Source organism: Streptomyces griseus subsp. griseus (genome assembly GCF_000720255.1).
Lineage (GTDB): Bacteria > Actinomycetota > Actinomycetes > Streptomycetales > Streptomycetaceae > Streptomyces > Streptomyces griseus_I.
This window is the reverse complement of sequence record NZ_JOJE01000011.1, coordinates 47,920-62,413: the sequence shown is the minus strand read 5'-3', so window position 1 is coordinate 62,413 and position 14,494 is coordinate 47,920. Positions and strand designations below refer to the sequence as shown.

General features: G+C 69.6%; 15 protein-coding genes, 1 tRNA gene and 1 pseudogene. 11 read left to right on the top strand and 6 right to left on the bottom strand.

The annotated features are described in order from the left end of the window. Nucleotides 1-76: 76 nt before the first annotated feature. Nucleotides 77-232: pseudogene (locus IG99_RS50300) on the top strand (ribonuclease BN); the annotation flags it as partial. Between the two features lie 59 nt (nucleotides 233-291). Here the strand turns inward: IG99_RS50300 and IG99_RS52380 are convergent. Beyond that, a complete protein-coding gene (locus IG99_RS52380; protein WP_463607314.1) occupies nucleotides 292-453 on the bottom strand; it encodes a DUF7848 domain-containing protein in 162 nt (53 codons plus the stop codon). Nucleotides 454-674: 221 nt separating this feature from the next. Here IG99_RS52380 and IG99_RS45490 point away from each other — a divergent pair, with 221 nt between their 5' ends. The 4 genes from IG99_RS45490 to IG99_RS48745 all read left to right on the top strand — a co-directional run bounded on the left by IG99_RS45490 (nucleotide 675) and on the right by IG99_RS48745 (nucleotide 3,515). After that, nucleotides 675-1,730, top strand: coding sequence for an ice-binding family protein (locus IG99_RS45490; protein ID WP_078947750.1), 1,056 nt, complete (start codon nucleotides 675-677; stop codon nucleotides 1,728-1,730). Between the two features lie 858 nt (nucleotides 1,731-2,588). After that, nucleotides 2,589-2,837 carry a hypothetical protein gene (locus IG99_RS16715; RefSeq protein WP_037674756.1) on the top strand — a complete coding sequence of 83 codons (249 nt, stop codon included), beginning with the start codon at nucleotides 2,589-2,591 and terminating at the stop codon, nucleotides 2,835-2,837. Nucleotides 2,838-3,006: 169 nt separating this feature from the next. Continuing rightward, a tRNA-Ser gene (locus IG99_RS16710) sits at nucleotides 3,007-3,093 on the top strand. 275 nt (nucleotides 3,094-3,368) lie between these two features. Next, on the top strand, nucleotides 3,369-3,515 hold the full coding sequence (locus IG99_RS48745) for a hypothetical protein (RefSeq protein WP_158973193.1): 147 nt from the start codon (nucleotides 3,369-3,371) through the stop codon (nucleotides 3,513-3,515). A gap of 489 nt (nucleotides 3,516-4,004) precedes the next feature. On the opposite strand, the gene IG99_RS16705 is transcribed toward IG99_RS48745, so the two are convergent. The 4 genes from IG99_RS16705 to IG99_RS16690 all read right to left on the bottom strand — a co-directional run bounded on the left by IG99_RS16705 (nucleotide 4,005) and on the right by IG99_RS16690 (nucleotide 7,204). Further along, nucleotides 4,005-4,679: a hypothetical protein gene (locus IG99_RS16705; protein ID WP_234311868.1), complete on the bottom strand. Its 675-nt coding sequence runs from the start codon at nucleotides 4,677-4,679 to the stop codon at nucleotides 4,005-4,007. Between the two features lie 270 nt (nucleotides 4,680-4,949). After that, nucleotides 4,950-5,498, bottom strand: coding sequence for a DinB family protein (locus IG99_RS16700; protein ID WP_037674752.1), 549 nt, complete (start codon nucleotides 5,496-5,498; stop codon nucleotides 4,950-4,952). 330 nt (nucleotides 5,499-5,828) lie between these two features. Next, nucleotides 5,829-6,263: a hypothetical protein gene (locus tag IG99_RS16695; RefSeq protein ID WP_037674750.1), complete on the bottom strand. Its 435-nt coding sequence runs from the start codon at nucleotides 6,261-6,263 to the stop codon at nucleotides 5,829-5,831. A gap of 11 nt (nucleotides 6,264-6,274) precedes the next feature. Then, the gene (locus tag IG99_RS16690) at nucleotides 6,275-7,204 is read right to left on the bottom strand and encodes a bifunctional DNA primase/polymerase (RefSeq protein ID WP_037674748.1); all 930 of its coding nucleotides are present in this window, start codon (nucleotides 7,202-7,204) and stop codon (nucleotides 6,275-6,277) included. Between the two features lie 209 nt (nucleotides 7,205-7,413). On the opposite strand from IG99_RS16690, the gene IG99_RS16685 reads away from it, so the two are divergent. The 5 genes from IG99_RS16685 to IG99_RS16665 all read left to right on the top strand — a co-directional run bounded on the left by IG99_RS16685 (nucleotide 7,414) and on the right by IG99_RS16665 (nucleotide 12,414). Then, nucleotides 7,414-8,334: a bifunctional MaoC family dehydratase N-terminal/OB-fold nucleic acid binding domain-containing protein gene (locus IG99_RS16685; protein WP_037674745.1), complete on the top strand. Its 921-nt coding sequence runs from the start codon at nucleotides 7,414-7,416 to the stop codon at nucleotides 8,332-8,334. Beyond that, on the top strand, nucleotides 8,331-8,726 hold the full coding sequence (locus tag IG99_RS16680; protein WP_037674744.1) for a MaoC family dehydratase: 396 nt from the start codon (nucleotides 8,331-8,333) through the stop codon (nucleotides 8,724-8,726). The genes IG99_RS16685 and IG99_RS16680 overlap by 4 nt, the downstream gene beginning before the upstream one ends. After that, nucleotides 8,723-9,889 carry a lipid-transfer protein gene (locus IG99_RS16675; RefSeq protein WP_037674742.1) on the top strand — a complete coding sequence of 389 codons (1,167 nt, stop codon included), beginning with the start codon at nucleotides 8,723-8,725 and terminating at the stop codon, nucleotides 9,887-9,889. Before IG99_RS16680 ends, IG99_RS16675 begins: the two co-directional genes overlap by 4 nt. Before the next feature lie 181 nt (nucleotides 9,890-10,070). Then, nucleotides 10,071-10,625: a SigE family RNA polymerase sigma factor gene (locus tag IG99_RS16670; protein ID WP_037674740.1), complete on the top strand. Its 555-nt coding sequence runs from the start codon at nucleotides 10,071-10,073 to the stop codon at nucleotides 10,623-10,625. A gap of 133 nt (nucleotides 10,626-10,758) precedes the next feature. Further along, on the top strand, nucleotides 10,759-12,414 hold the full coding sequence (locus IG99_RS16665; RefSeq protein ID WP_199815534.1) for a long-chain fatty acid--CoA ligase: 1,656 nt from the start codon (nucleotides 10,759-10,761) through the stop codon (nucleotides 12,412-12,414). A 17-nt stretch (nucleotides 12,415-12,431) separates the two neighbouring features. Here the strand turns inward: IG99_RS16665 and IG99_RS16660 are convergent, their stop codons facing one another. Further along, nucleotides 12,432-13,664, bottom strand: coding sequence for an MFS transporter (locus IG99_RS16660; RefSeq protein ID WP_037674739.1), 1,233 nt, complete (start codon nucleotides 13,662-13,664; stop codon nucleotides 12,432-12,434). A gap of 130 nt (nucleotides 13,665-13,794) precedes the next feature. On the opposite strand from IG99_RS16660, the gene IG99_RS16655 reads away from it, so the two are divergent. After that, on the top strand, nucleotides 13,795-14,373 hold the full coding sequence (locus IG99_RS16655) for a TetR/AcrR family transcriptional regulator (protein WP_037674737.1): 579 nt from the start codon (nucleotides 13,795-13,797) through the stop codon (nucleotides 14,371-14,373). Nucleotides 14,374-14,494 lie beyond the last annotated feature (121 nt).

The window sequence follows — 14,494 nt, the reverse complement described above, 5'->3', positions numbered from 1 at the left end:
AACACTGTACGCATGTTGGAACGCTGTACGCAACGCTTGAACGCCGTACGCACCAAGGGGATCGTCTTCTCGCCGTTTGATCGCCTCCAACGCCGTCACCTACGGACCTGTCCGAACCGTGCTGGTCATCCAGGCCTGGCTGGTCGGGGTGGGAGTCGTCGTCTTCGGCGGGGCGCTGGTCGGCCGACTCTGTACCAAGGACTCCCTCACGCGGCGCAGGCTCTGGAACGGCGCATGTGATGCGTATGTTCCCCCCAAAACAGGAGGGCCCCCTATGAGTCGGTTTACCGCCTACTCGTCGCGTGCTCGTCGATCGCGTCGAGAGTCTTCGCTGGGCGGCGACCTCTCCCCGTCCACAGCGCACTGCACGGCGTATGTCGTCGGCTCTGCGTCAGGCTCGCGATCGGGTTCTGGAGTCCACGTTTCGCGCCGTACGACTGCGCGCGAACTCACCGCTGTACTCCTGGGCCGACTCCCTTGCCCCGATGAGCCGGCCGAGCTGGTCGCCCGCCCGGAGTAAGGCAGTCAGCACCATTCGGCCCATCAATTCACGACTGGTTGGTCAATTCAAGCGAAGGCTCTCGTGGCAACCGTAAATCGATCCCTTCCTCGAATAATATGCCGCCGTCAGAGCCGCCGATGCAGGCACCACCCACACAGGAATTGGCCCCTCGATGACACTGAATATCCTTGGTGCGCCACGATGGCGCACCACGTCGCTATGGATCACGGCGGTAGTAACCGCGGTGATTGCCGCTGCTGTAATCGCGTTTTCACCGACACGCGCAGAAGCCGTTGCCACGGCTGTGCCTCTGGGGACGGCAGCCGATTTCGGAGTGCTGGCTGGTTCGACAGTCACCAACACCGGCCCGACGACCGTCGAGCGTAACGTCGGGGTGAGTCCGGGTTCGGCGGTCGTGGGATTCCCGCCCGGCGCAGTGCTGCCGCCCGGAACTATCCATGCTGCGGACGCCGTGGCCCTCCAGGCGCAGAACGATCTGACCACCGGGTACAACCAGGCCGCCGGACAGGCGCCGGACGTCACGTACACGGAAGACCCCGTGGAGCTCGGTGGTCAGACGCTGACTCCGGGCGTCTACAAGGCGCCCGTCAGAGCCCAGATCACCGGCACGCTCACCCTCAACGGCCAGGGCAACCCCAGTGCCGTCTGGGTGTTCCAGGTCGGTTCGACGCTGACGACGGCGTCCGCCAGCCGGGTACTTTTCACCAATGGCGCCAACCCGTGCAACGTGTACTGGCAGATCGGCAGCTCGGCCACTCTCGGTACGAACTCCACGTTCGTGGGCAACATCCTGGCCTTGACCTCGATCAGTGCCACCACGGGGACGACCATCAACGGCCGGCTGCTGGCCCGCAACGGTGCCGTGACGCTGGACACTGCGACGCCGACCCCCACGGGCACTGCGACGCCCACTCCCACGGGCACTGCGACGCCCACTCCCACGGGCACTGCGACGCCGACCCCCACGGGCACTGCGAGGGCAAGCAGCACGATGAGGGCAAGCAGCACGATGAGGGCAAGCAGCACGATGAGGGCAAGCAGCACGATGAGGGCAAGCAGCACGATGAGGGCAAGCAACACGATGAGGGCAAGCAACACGATGAGGGCAAGCAACACGATGAGGGCAAGCAGCACGATGAGGGCAAGAAGCATGATGGGCACGACACTCATTGGCCACACCTTCCGTCGTGGTCTGGGCGATAGCTGACCTGGCCATCGGCCTTGTGGGGCTTGCCTGGCTTCTGGCGTAGGGATCAGCACGGCAGGTAGTGCGACTCCCACTCGCCCTGCGGATTCGTCAAGCCGCAGCTGCGTCACGAGGGCGTCCCTTCCCGGAAGGCGAGTGCTCTGGGCTGCGGCCAGGAGAAGCCAGTGGAACCAACGGCGCGCGGCGGATCACCATCGATTCCGTCGCGCGCCGTAGGCGAAAGCTCAGCCCCCTATGGGGTCGGTGCGGGGCGTAAAGCCCTACGACGGAGGAAACGCCAGGTTGGCGGAGCACTGGGAGTGGTCTGTAAATAATCTGCCGATTGACTGTCGCCATGCCCGTTGGGCGACTTCATTGGCCGCCTGTGGTCCAGCAGCCGAGAGCGACTAGGACGGGCGTTCGAGCAGGCGCATGGGGGCAGGAGGACGTCGCCACTCCTCATGGATGTGTGATGGCTGATTCTGCGAAGCAGAAGGATGCAGGACTCTTTCTGTGTTTTTATTCCACGGAGCCATGGGTGGGCGTGGGAAACGGGGTCCCTTCTCCGATTCTCTGCATTTCTGTCACGGTGAGGGGAGCGGCTACACGGACTGTTTATTCGACGCCTTGTCGGCGTCCATGCACGTAGGTGTCCAGTCGCGGACGGATAAACGTGCCAGTTACCGCGAAGCTTGTCGAACTTCGTGGCGGTCCCGGGTGGACCAGGCGTGGGGCCTTTCCTTCTTTCGGTCTTCGAGGTCGGACCATTTGCTCGGAGCATTCGGGTGATAAGTATGACAGTCCGCCTTGAGAAGGGAAGTATGAGACTGCCAGCCTTCGCCGAGTCATTCGGCGCTCACTCACGTCAAGGAGACAGAAATGCGTCAAATCGCCAGCGTGCTGATCGCATCAGTGGCCCTTGTTGCGGCCCTCGGCTCCCCGGCAGTCGCCGACGATACAATCGTCGGTTTGATTCCCATCAAGGTGGACAACCCGAGCGTTCTGAACAACCCGAGCGTTCTGAACAACCCGAGCGTTCTGAACAACCCGAGCGTTCTGAACCCCAGCGTTCTGAACAACGCCAACGTTCCGACCAACGCTGACGTTGACCTTCTGAACCAGAGTTGAGAGGCCGGTGCCCCCGGCTTCGTCGGGGGTGCCGCAGCATGCCGTGTCTTGACGCTCCTGCCCACCCGGGGGCGAACAAAGTCAGTGGACCTCGTGTGGACCACGGCGCCCGCGAGACGCCTGGGGCCGGTACGCTGTACCCGCTCCGTCCCAGGTGGGCGGCAGCGAAGGTGGGTTGCCCGAGCGGCCTAAGGGAACGGTCTTGAAAACCGTCGTGGCAGCGATGTCACCGTGGGTTCAAATCCCACACCCACCGCATATGGACGGCCTCTGACCAGCCACCTCGGTCAGGGGCCGTCAGCATGTACAAGGACCGTCATCGCCCGGTGCAGTCGCACGCAGCGAGCGAGAGGCACGGTCGAGTCCCTCATGGCTCTGACCCCGCTGCGGGATGACGTCGGCCCCGCGCCCCATGCGTGCGGTTGCGGACACCGCGCATAGGGGTCTGATCTGCGGAAGCATCCGTAACGGAGCGGATCGGTTGTCGTTGAGCAGGCCGCTAGCACGAGCCGATCTTGAAGGGATTCTGCTGTGAACAAGCGCCTCACCACCCGCCTGGCCGTCATCCTCGGCGTCATCACCGCCTCCACCATCACTGGAGCCAACATGGCCGCAGCCGCTGGCTTGGGCGGCGGCAAGGGCGGCCTTCTGGGCCTCGGTCTCCTCGGCCTCCTGTAACCGCGCCAAGAAGACCGGCGGCACCCCAGTTGGCCGGTCGTGTCGGCCGCCGAGGAGCCGCTGGCAAGAGAGCCCGCCGGGTCTGGAATCGCCGGCTGAGACAGGCCGACAGAGGCGGCTCTCCGCGCACGCCACCCCACTGTTCAGATCGGTCAGGGGCCGTTCCCGGCGGCCTTCGGCGTCGAAGTGGGGTATGCCCTTGAGCCCGGGTGGCCTCACCCGCGTCGGGTGAGGCCACGGCCAGGCTCACGCACGGTCGTCGGCCTGGGCGGCCAACCGTAGGGTCCAGACGCCCCAGGCCACGTCGTGCTGCCGCTCGGGCAGCTCCAGCAGTGTGGATGCGCCCAGGCGATCGTCGCCGTGGAACTCGACGCGGTGGTCGGTGCCCGCGAGGGTGCCTGAAGAGCCAGGCCACCCGATTGTTCCATCTGCTTCCTGGCTTGCGGTCGGTTCACCAGCCGCGCTCGCCGGGCGGGCCTCGGGGTGCCGTCACTTCTTGTTCGCGTCGGCCAGCGCGCTCTTGACGGCTTGCTCGTCCTGGCCGAAGAGGACCTTTTCGAGGCTGGTGTCGTCCGAGCGGGAGAAGAGTTCGCCGAGCGCGATGTCCTCCTTGCTCAGGACGCGTCCGCACCATTCCCCCTGCGCGGTGGTGTGGTCGTCGAACGGTACGGCGGCGCCCTCGCCGAGGACGGTCCATTTGCCGCCCGTCCAGCGCAGGGCCAGGAGGTAGGTGTGGCCGGTCTCCAGGCGGGGGGCGTCCGCGGTCGTCACCTTGGTGCGGTTGCCGCTCTCCCGGTACACCTGCCAGCCGGCGGCCACCATGTCGAAGTCCTTGCCGAGCTCGCGCCGCGGGCTCTTGGCCGACCAGAGGACGTCGTCCGTACGGAACGTCACCTTGCGGTCGGTCCTGTAGCTGATCGCGCCCACCTTGAAGTCACGTCTGTTGGTGTCCTCCTCCGCCGTCGGCGTGGCCACGACGACGTGGTCCGCGTGTCCGACCCAGTCCTCCGCGGTCTGGGAGGGCAACTCGTCGTTGGCGATTCCGCAGCCGACCACCGTGTCCAGGCCGCCCTTGCCGATCAGGACACTGGCGGCGACTCCGGCGAGGGCCAGGCAGGCGGCGGCGGGCCGCCCCGTCAGGCGGTCGGGAAGTATGGATCGCATGGCCATCAGGACTCCTGAGCGGTGGCGAAGGCGGGACCGCAGCAGGTGAGGGCCTGCGAGCAGGCGCGTAAGTTCAACTGAGGACCCCCGTTCTCGGACAGAGCGCGGCCGGGAGGCACCCCACGGTGCCTCCCGGCCGTAGTGACTTTGATGTGACGTTGCTGTGGTGCTGGTGCTGGTGCTGGTGTTGCGACGATGAAGACGGTCGGGCGGGCACTTTGGTGGCCCTGCGGACCTGTGTCGCGTTGATCACGTCGTCGCCGACGACGGCTACCGGTGTTCGGTGCCCACCGCTGCCCGCAGGAGCCGCAACTGGCCGATCTCCGCAGCGTTCTTCATCAGCTCTGCGTTGGCCCAGGCGAGCGTGTCGGCCACCGTGTGGCCGGGGTCGTTCGGCCAGGGGAAGGAGGCTGTGGCGCCAAGGTCCGTGTCGCTGAGGTCGGCGAGGGTGGTCAGCCAGGCCGTGCGCAGGTCGCGCAGCAGGTCGGTCGTGGGCTTTCCGGGGCCGGGCCAGGCGACCTCGGTACGTTCCCGGGGTGGGTCGCCCCTCAGGTGGTCGAGGGTCACACCCCACCACCAGCCGATGTGCCAGCTCAGCCAGCCGATGGTCGGTACGGGGACCGGCTCGGGCTCGGTGTCGGCCCAGTCCGGTACCCAGGCGCCCTCGCCCTCGCCCTCGGCGGACCGGTGCATCGTCCAGCAGTGCGGTGCCGGTTCCCAGAGGAAGTCCTCGGGCGTGAGCCGGTCCAGGTGGTACTCGAACAGGGCCCAGGTCAGGTCGAACTGGCCGCGTAACAGATCGCATGGGGGAACGGTCATCGACCGACTCTCGCCGAGGAGAGGGGAGTTCTCCAGGCGTTTTTCGCCGAGCCGCCTGAGCCATCGTCGACGTATGAGTGATATCGAGGGTTTCGGAGGTGCATCCATGACGTACTTACAGGCCCGTTCCATGACGTACTCCCGTCGCATGCGCCGGGGCGCCGCCCGGGCGGCCGGTCTGCTCGCGCTCGCCGCGTTGCCGGCCTAAGGACGCCGAACGCCGCGACGCCCTCGTCGCCCTCGTCGCCAAGGCCGCCACGGTCGGCGTCGAAGGCCTGGCCCGTCGGCGGTAGGGGCGGTCGCCAGTAGAACCGTCCCGTCGGCCGGGACCTACAGCTCCTGGTCCCGCGCCAGTTCCTCCCACGCCACCCCCCGCAGTCCCGCCTCGGCGTCCTCGCCCGAGGGCGCCGTCGGTGACGTCTGGAACCACACCACCGTGAGCCACGAGCGGTAGAGGACCGGATCGTGTTCCGGGGCGATCGCCGCCGAGCGGAACGAACCGACGCACGCCACCGGGGGCAGGCTCTCCATCGGGCCGAAGGCGCCGGTGTACGCGTCCTCGGGCTGATCGCGCGGGGGCGTGACGAGGTGCACCGGGGAGTTGCGGTAGGTGTTCTCCGCCAAGGTCAGCAAACCCTTGATCAGCCTGTCGTTGAGGAAGCGGAACGGGTAGCCCTCCAGCATCCCGCCGTACGTTGAGGACAGTCGAAGTTCATCGAGGTCGATCGTGCGGCCGGAGGTCAGCGTGACGCGGGTCAGGGGCATGGGCGCACAGCTTAGGGGCGCGCTCCGTCCGGAGCTCCTGGTTCTTCCGAGCGGTGGCGGGTCATGCGTTTCGCCGACGCGATCGTGGAGCGGGCCTCGCGGGCGGTGAGGCCGGTGTGGATCGCGGCGTCGACGAGGGCGTCGGCGAGTTCCGGGCCGATGCCGTCCTCGTAGGCCCGGCAGGCGGCCCAGAAGAGGCGCGTGTTGCGCTGGCCCTGGTGCGCGGCGAGGACGAAGTGGAGCAGACCCTGCCCGTACCCGTGACCCAGATCCTTACCGTGACCGTGCCGGGTCCCGGGGCCCCCGGGGTGGCGGGGCGGTGGGAGCAGCAGGCGCAACAGCGCGGGAGGACAGGGCGCGGGGGGCAGGTGTGCGGTGCCGGGGGCGGTGGCGTAGACGCCGTGGTCGGTACGGGAGCCGGGGCCCACGAGGTAGCCGCCGGCGCCGCGGATGTCGATGCCGGGAGCCAGGCGGCCTGCCGAATTCGGTACGACGACGTCAGGGGGCCCGCTCAGCCACAGGTGGCGGCCGCCGCTGGGGGTGAGGACGACGACCGTGGCGGGGATGGTGAACAGGTGGCGCAGGGCGAGTTCGCGCAGGGCGGCGGTGGAGTCCGTGCCGGTCTTGGTGTCCAGGTCGACGCCGATGAGGTGGTGCGGGGCCAGGCCGCAGGCGATGCCGTAGCCGGTGGCCCAGGGGGCCATGGCGAACAGGGCGCGGACGCGCGCCGGGTCGGTCGAGGCGTCGTACACACCGTGGCCCGGGCGGCCGCACTCGCCGTGGCAGGGAGGTGCGGTCGGATCGTCGCGGTGCGGGGAGCGCAGAGCCGGGAGCTTGGTCCGGGAGAGGGGGATGACGGCCAGGCCGCGTTCCGCGGCTGACAGCGCGTGGGCGAGGGCCATGGTGGTGGCCTGCCGGGGGTGCCGGTCGGTGATGGCCATACCTTCATGTTCGTACATGTGTTCGAAAATGGGAAGGGGGCGCGCTGAGGCGCCGAGGGGGAGCGGGTGGGCCCCGGCCGACCATCCCGGCCGGCATCCCGGCCGACCATCCCGGCTGACGCCCCGGCCGGCTTCCCCCCGACGTGACCTTGACAGTCCACATTATCTGACGGACAGTCAGAAATCCTCGGAGGGGAAGGAGAACGGCCGTGGACGACGAGATCGCGGTGCGGCTGAAGGCCTACGAGGGGCGGCCCGCCGCCGTCGCGGGCCTCGGCAAGGACCCCGTCGACGCGGCCATGATCCGGCACTGGTGCGAGGCGATGGGGGACGAGAACCCGGCCTACACCGGTCCCGCCGCCGTCGCCCCGCCCACCATGCTCCAGGTGTGGACCATGGGCGGCCTCTCCGGGCACGCGGGGCGCGCACCGGCGTACGAGGAACTCCTCGGGCTGCTCGACGACGCCGGGTACACCGCGGTGGTCGCCACCGACTGCGAGCAGGAGTACCTGCGACCGCTCCGCCCCGGCGACGAGGTCACCTTCGACACGGTGATCGAGTCGGTATCGGCACGGAAGACCACCAGGCTGGGCAGCGGCTACTTCATCACCACCCGCACCGACGTCCGGGTCGGCATGGAAACAGCGGGCACGCACCGCTTCCGCATCCTCAAGTACGCGCCCCAGAAGCACACCCCCGCACAACAGGAGCCACGCGAGCACCGCCGCCCCCGTCCCGTGACCAACCGTGACAACGCCGGCTTCTGGTCCGGCGTCGAGCGGAACCGGCTGCTCATCCAGCGGTGCGCAGCCTGTGACACCTTGCGCTTCCCCTGGCTGCCCGGCTGCGGCAGCTGCGGCTCGCCGGACTGGGACACCGTCGAGGCGAGCGGCGCGGGGAGCGTCTACTCGTACGTGGTGATGCACCACCCGCCCTTCCCGGCCTTCGACCCTCCCTACGCCGTCGGTCTGATCGAACTGGCGGAGGGCGTGCGCATCGTCAGCAACGTGGTGGGTGTGCCGTACGACAAGGTGCGGATCGGGATGCCGGTGCGGCTGGAGTTCCGGCGGTACGACGACGAACTGGTGCTGCCGGTCTTCCGTCCCGCCTGCGAGGGCGTGGCCGGATGAGGGCCGGGGACGAGCTGCCACCGCTGGAGATACCGGTCACCCGCACGTCGATCGTCGCCGGGGCCGTGGCCTCCCGGGACTACCAGGACGTGCACCACGACCCCGAGGCCGCCCGGCAGAAGGGCTCCCCCGACATCTTCATGAACATCCTGACCACCAACGGCCTGGTCGGCCGCTACATCACCGACCACTTCGGCCCCATGGCCGTGCTCCGCAAGGTCGCCATCCGGCTCGGCGCCCCCAATCACCCCGGCGACACGATGGTGCTGCGTGGCACGGTCGAGGAGGTCGACGGGGACACGGCCGTGGTGCGGGTCGCCGGGGACAACGGCATCGGCCGGCACGTCACCGGAACGGTCACGGTCATCATCGGGGAGGCTGATGCGGAGTGAGCGTACGTACCCGCGACACCCTCGGTGGCCGGGCCGCGGTCGTCGGTGTCGGGGCCACGGAGTTCTCCAAGGACTCCGGGCGCAGCGAGCTGCGGCTCGCCGCGGAGGCGGTGCGCGCGGCCCTGGACGACGCGGGGCTCACGCCGGCCGACGTGGACGGCATGGTCACCTTCACGATGGACACCAGCCCGGAGATCACCGTTGCCCAGGCCTGTGGGATCGGCGAGCTGTCCTTCTTCTCCCGGATCCACTACGGCGGCGGCGCGGCCTGCGCGACCGTCCAGCAGGCGGCGCTGGCGATCGCGGCGGGCGTGGCCGAGGTGGTGGTCTGCTACCGGGCCTTCAACGAGCGCTCGGGCCGCCGCTTCGGTTCGGGCGTGCAGCACCGCGAGCCCTCCGCGGAGGGGACCGCGCTCGGCTGGTCCCTGCCGTTCGGGCTGCTCACCCCCGCCTCCTGGGTGGCGATGGCGGCCCAGCGGTACCTGCACGCGTACGGGCTCACCCCGGAGGCGTTCGGGTACGTGGCCGTCGTCGACCGGGCGTACGCGGCGACCAACCCGGCGGCGTACTTCCACGGCCGGCCCATCACCCTCGACGACCACGCCGACTCCCGTTGGATCGTGGAGCCGCTGCGGCTGCTGGACTGCTGCCAGGAGACGGACGGCGGCCAGGCCCTCGTCGTCACCTCCGTCGAACGGGCCCGCGACCTGCCCCGCCCGCCCGCCGTCGTCGCGGCGGCCGCCCAGGGCGCGGGCCGGGCGCAGGAGCAGATGACCAGCTTCTACCGCGACGACCTCACCGGCCTGCCCGAGATGGGCGTGGTCGCCCGCCAGTTGTGGCGCACCTCCGGGCTGGCGCCCGCCGACATCGACGTGGGCATCCTGTACGACCACTTCACCCCGTTCGTGCTGATGCAGCTGGAGGAGTTCGGCTTCTGCGCGCCCGGCGAGGCCGCCGACCTCGTCGCCGAGCGCCGCCTGCCCCTCAACACCCACGGGGGCCAGCTCGGGGAGGCGTACCTGCACGGCATGAACGGCATCGCGGAGGCCGTACGGCAGCTGCGCGGCACGGCCGTGAACCAGGTGCCGGACGCGGCGAGCGCCCTGGTGACGGCGGGGACGGGGGTGCCGACCTCGGGCCTGGTGCTGACCTCGGACCGGTGAGCGCCCCGTGGAGCCCGGCTGCCGCGTACGTCCTACCCGCAGGGGTGAACCCGTACTACGCGCCCTCCTCTCGTCCACCCTCAGGAGGTGGAGGCGACGCCACCCCTACAACCTGAGGCGGAGTCCGCTTCAGGACCTGCGGCCGATCCGGTGGAGGGGCCCTCACTCCTAGCGTTGAGCCATGACCCCACCCGTCTGCACCAGCGCCTCCGACGCCGGGACGCGGTCCCGCCCGTACGCGACGTACCCCTCCTTCTCGTCGTACGTCCGGGCCAGGCAACCGGTGCTGCTGCGCACCGCCCGGTCGCTCACCGCCAACCCGAGCGACGCCGAGGACCTGCTGCAGACCGCGCTGGCCAAGACGTACGTGGCCTGGGACCGCATCGAGGACCACCGGGCGCTGGACGGCTATGTGCGCCGCGCGCTGCTGAACACGCGCACCTCGCAGTGGCGCAAGCGCAGGGTGGACGAGTTCGCCTGCGACGAGCTGCCCGAGCCGGAGCCGATGCCCGGTGGCGACCCGGCGGAGCGGCAGGCGCTGCACGACGCGATGTGGCGGGCGATCGGCAAGCTGCCCGCACGACAGCGGGCGATGGTCGTCCTCAGGTACTACGAGGACCTGAGCGAGGCCCAGACGGCCGAGTTGCTCGGCGTGTCGGTCGGCACGGTGAAGTCGGCGGTGTCGAGGGCGCTCGGCAAACTGCGCGAGGATCCGGAGCTGGAAGTCGCACGCTAGGTCCACACGTTCGGGCGATCGCTCGTCGACGTCGAGTGATCGATCGCCCGAAGCTAGTGACATACCACGCGGTATGTGCGCAGAATCGGCGCAGCCTTTACCGCCGTGTTGCAATGTCGCCCGGGAGGACACCGTGCTGAGCACGATGCAGGACGTACCGCTGCTGATCTCGAGGATCCTGACCCACGGGTCGAGGGTCCACGGCACCTCACAGGTGACCACCTGGACCGGCGAGGGCGAACCGCACCGTCGCTCCTTCGCCGAGATCGGCGCCCGCGCGGCCCAGCTCGCCCACGCCCTGCGCGACGACCTCGGAGTGGCCGGCGACGACCGGGTGGCGACCCTCGCCTGGAACAACGCCGAACACGTCGAGGCCTACTTCGCGATCCCCTCCATGGGCGCGGTCCTCCACACCCTCAACCTGCGTCTGCCCCCCGAGCAGCTCGTCTGGATCGTGCACCACGCCGCCGACAAGGTCGTGATCGCCAACGGTTCGCTGCTGCCGCTGCTGGCCCCGCTGCTCCCGCACCTCAAGACGGTCGAGCACGTGGTCGTCACCGGACCCGGCGACCGCTCCCTCCTCGCGGGCGTGAGCGCTCAGGTCCACGAGTACGAGGACCTGATCGCCGGGAAGCCGACCAGCTACGACTGGCCGGAGCTGGACGAACGCCAGGCCGCCGCCATGTGCTACACCTCCGGCACGACGGGCGACCCCAAGGGCGTGATCTACAGCCACCGCTCCATCTACCTGCACTCCATGCAGGTCAACATGGCCCAGTCGATGGGCCTCACGGACCAGGACACCTCGCTCGTCGTGGTCCCCCAGTTCCACGTCAACGCCTGGGGCCTGCCGCACGCCACCTTCATGACCGGCGTCAACATGCTGATGCCGGACCGCTTCCTCCAGCCCGGTCCGCTCGCCGAGATGATCGAGAGCGAGAAGCCGACCCACGCGGCCGCCGTCCCCACCATCTGGCAGGGCCTGCTGGCCGAGCTCACCGCCAAGCCGCGCAACGTCTCCTCCCTCACCCAGGTCACCATCGGCGGCTCGGCGTGTCCGCCCTCGCTGATGACGGCCTTCGACAACCTGGGCATGCGGGTCTGCCACGCCTGGGGCATGACGGAGACCTCCCCGCTCGGCACCATCGCCCGCCCGCCGGCCGCCGTGGCCGGCACGGACGAGGAGTTCGCCTACCGCCTCACCCAGGGCCGTTTCCCGGCCGGCGTCGAGGCCCGCCTCACCGGCCCCGGCGGCGAGCGCCTCCCCTGGGACGGGGAGTCCGCGGGCGAGCTGGAGGTGCGCGGCCCGTGGATCGCGGGTGCCTACTACAACGGCGTCGACGCCGGACCCCTCCGCCCCGCCGACAAGTTCAGCGAGGACGGCTGGCTGAAGACCGGTGACGTCGGCGTCATCAGCGCGGACGGCTACCTCACCCTCACCGACCGCGCCAAGGACGTCATCAAGTCCGGCGGCGAGTGGATCTCCTCCGTCGAGCTGGAGAACGCCCTGATGTCCCACCCGGACGTCGCCGAGGCCGCGGTCGTCGCGGTCCCCGACGACAAGTGGGGCGAGCGCCCACTGGCCACCGTCGTCCTCAAGGAGGGCTCGAGCGCCGACTTCGAGACCCTTCGCGCCTTCCTCGCCGACGAGGGCCACATCGCCAGGTGGCAGCTCCCGGAGCGCTGGACGATCGTCGAGGCGGTGCCGAAGACGAGCGTCGGAAAGTTCGACAAAAAGGTGCTGCGCAGGCAGTACGCGGAGGGCGAGCTGGACGTGAAGCGGATCTGACCCGGTCAGGGTCACCGTCACCGCCGTACGGCCCGTGCACTCCGTACGGCGGTGGCCCCCGCGGTGGTCCCCCACCCCAGCAGCAGCCACAGCCCCGCCACCGCGCACACGCCGGTCCACGCCCAGTAGGTGAAGGCGAGGCCCGCGAGGGCCGAGGCGAGGGCGCCGCCGGTGAAGCCGGAGACGACGTAGGCGCTGTTGGCGGCGGCGGGGGAGGAGGTCGTGGTCAGGGCGAGGGTCTGGTTGGCGATGTGGGAGGCGACCAGGGCGGCGTGGACCGTGATCGCGGCCACGAAGAGCGCCGGCAGCCGATGGCCGCCCAGCCAGAACAGCGGTACGGACACAGTCGCGAGCAGATAAGCCGACCGTACGACCCTGGCGGCGCCGAAGCGGTCGACCAGGCCGCCCGCCAGCGGCGCCACCGCGGCCGCCGCCAGCCCGAAGAGGCCGAAGAGCCCGGCGGTCGCGGTAGACATGCCGTACCGCTCCCCCGTCAGCAGCAGGGCGAGGGACGTCCACAGGGCGCTCCAGGCGCCGTACATCCCGGCCTGGCGCACGCACGCCCGCCACAGGTCGGGTGACCTGCGCACCAGGCCCGGCATCGCGGCGATCCCGGTGAGGAGCCCGCCGTCACGCCGGTTGCGGGCCGTCGGCAGGACGGTGGCCGTCAGCAGGCCGAGGACCGCGGTGAGGGCCGCCGCGCCCAGGAACACCGCACGCCAGCCGAAGGCCTGTCCCGCGAGTCCGCCGAGGACACGCGCCGCGACGATGCCGGTGAACAGGCCCGCGATGACGGCGGCGACATGACTGGCGCGCCGGTGGGCGGGGGCGCGCTCGGCGACCAGCGGGACGAGCAGCTGCGGTACGACGGTCGTGGCCGAGGCGACGAACACGGTGGCCGCGAGGGCGGTGGTGCCGCCGGAGGCCGCCGCCGCCACCAGCGCCGCCGCGGTGACGAGGGAGAGGACGGTGACGATGCGGCGCCGGTTCACGCGGTCACCGAGCGGGGCGAAGAACAGCAGGCCGGCGGCGTATCCGAACTGGGCGACCGAGGCGATCCAGGCCACGGCCGAGGGGGTCGTGCCGAAGTCGTCGGCGATGAGGGGGAGCAGCGGGGCCGCGAGGTAGATGTTGGCGGCGGTGACGGCGGTGCACAGGGCGATGAGGGCGAGGAAGAGGGGGCCGCCCCGGGGCGCGTTCCGTGTTCCCGGCGCTGTCTGTGCTTGCAGGGTGCTGGTCGGTGACGACATGGACGAACGCACTCCTTGGAGCCGACTCTAATAACCAACTGGTTGGTTGATTCATTGCGGGAACAGCGTGCGGCGGCTCTCCATTCCATGTCAACCAAATAGTTGGTTAGTGGCCGTCTACTCTGGTCCCATGGCAGTAAGGGACCCCGAGGCCACCAAGGCCCGCATCTTCGAGGCGGCCGTTGCCGAGTTCGCCCGGCACGGCATCGCGGGCGCGCGCATCGACCGCATCGCCGCCGAGGCCAAGGCGAACAAGCAGCTCATCTACGCCTACTTCGGCAACAAGGCCGAGCTCTTCACCCACGTCCTCGAAAAGCGCATGGTCGACCTGGCCGCCGCCGTCCCCGTCGACCCGGACGACATCGAGGGCTGGATCGACCGGCTGATGGACTACCACGCCGACCACCCCGAACTGCTGCGCCTGCTCTTCTGGGAGGGCCTCGAGTACGGCGACGCCGAACTGCCCGACGAGACCGAGCGCCAGAACCACTACACCCGCAAGGTCGCCGCCGTCGAGGACGGCCAGGCCCGGGGCGTCATCACCGACGCGATCCCACCCCGCGACCTGCTGTTCCTGCTCACCGCACTGGCCAACTGGGCCGTCGTCGTCCCCCAGATGAAGCGCATCCTGGCCGGCGGCGCGGAAACGGACCGCGACCGCCTGCGCGCGTCCATCAAGGAAGCGGCCCGGAGACTGGTCGCCCGCTAGCGAGCGGGTTCGCGGGTTCCGTGGTTCGTTCGGATCCGGGGCGGCAGGAAGTGGTCCGGAGACGGGAGACCGGAGACCGGAGACCGGAGACCGAAGACGGGAGACTGGCTGCCCGTCGGCG

Excerpts from the sequence above, each read along its gene's own strand:
- IG99_RS16660 (WP_037674739.1), bottom strand. The coding sequence starts at position 13,664 with ATGTCGTCACCGACCAGCACCCTGCAAGCACAGACAGCGCCGGGAACA.
- IG99_RS16655 (WP_037674737.1), top strand. The coding sequence starts at position 13,795 with ATGGCAGTAAGGGACCCCGAGGCCACCAAGGCCCGCATCTTCGAGGCG.
- IG99_RS16690 (WP_037674748.1), bottom strand. The coding sequence starts at position 7,204 with ATGGCCATCACCGACCGGCACCCCCGGCAGGCCACCACCATGGCCCTC.
- IG99_RS45490 (WP_078947750.1), top strand. The coding sequence starts at position 675 with ATGACACTGAATATCCTTGGTGCGCCACGATGGCGCACCACGTCGCTA.
- IG99_RS16700 (WP_037674752.1), bottom strand. The coding sequence starts at position 5,498 with ATGACCGTTCCCCCATGCGATCTGTTACGCGGCCAGTTCGACCTGACC.
- IG99_RS16705 (WP_234311868.1), bottom strand. The coding sequence starts at position 4,679 with ATGCGATCCATACTTCCCGACCGCCTGACGGGGCGGCCCGCCGCCGCC.
- IG99_RS16715 (WP_037674756.1), top strand. The coding sequence starts at position 2,589 with ATGCGTCAAATCGCCAGCGTGCTGATCGCATCAGTGGCCCTTGTTGCG.
- IG99_RS16670 (WP_037674740.1), top strand. The coding sequence starts at position 10,071 with ATGACCCCACCCGTCTGCACCAGCGCCTCCGACGCCGGGACGCGGTCC.
- IG99_RS16680 (WP_037674744.1), top strand. The coding sequence starts at position 8,331 with ATGAGGGCCGGGGACGAGCTGCCACCGCTGGAGATACCGGTCACCCGC.
- IG99_RS16695 (WP_037674750.1), bottom strand. The coding sequence starts at position 6,263 with ATGCCCCTGACCCGCGTCACGCTGACCTCCGGCCGCACGATCGACCTC.